At 44.0% G+C, this 584-nt stretch carries 1 protein-coding gene; it reads right to left on the bottom strand.

The features are described 5' to 3' along the window. On the bottom strand, window positions 1-510 hold a 510-nt coding region (locus HC175_RS16620), incomplete at its 3' end, for an aminotransferase class I/II-fold pyridoxal phosphate-dependent enzyme (protein WP_168139484.1). Window positions 511-584: the final 74 nt, after the last annotated feature.

The following is a 584-nucleotide window of genomic DNA, read 5'->3' as shown; positions in this document are numbered from 1 at the left end:
GACAGCCAGCAGCAGTTGATGTTTCTTAGCAATACGAGCCATGGCTGCAATGTCAATAATATTCATCATGGGATTGGTTGGCGTCTCCACCCAGATCATCTTAGTATTTTCATTAATGTATTGCTCAATACCATCTGCATCTTCCATGCTCACAAAATGGAACCTGATGCCCATTTTTTCAAAGATCCTGGTGAACAGCCGGTATGAACCACCATACAGGTCATTTGTGGAAATGATCTCATCACCCGACTTCAGCAGTTTTATTACAGCGTCAAGAGCGGCAAGTCCGGAGGCAAAGGCAAGGCCATATTTCCCATTTTCAATACTGGCAAAAGATCTTTCCAGGGCGGCGCGGGTAGGATTTCCGGTACGTGAATACTGAAAACCCTTGTGTGCTCCCGGACTGGATTGTTTGTATGTGCTGGTTTGATATATAGGCGTCATTACAGCGCCAAAAGCGGGATCTGTATCCTGCTGTCCCCCATGAATGGTCCTTGTATTGAACTTCATAATTTTAAATATTATTTAAGAGTCAAAGGTAGCATTTGCTTTGGGCTTTCTCAAAATAGCCCGTACCTTTCAGA

The sequence above is a fragment of the Salinimicrobium oceani genome, from assembly GCF_012037645.1.
This window is presented reverse-complemented; position numbering and strand designations above follow the sequence as displayed.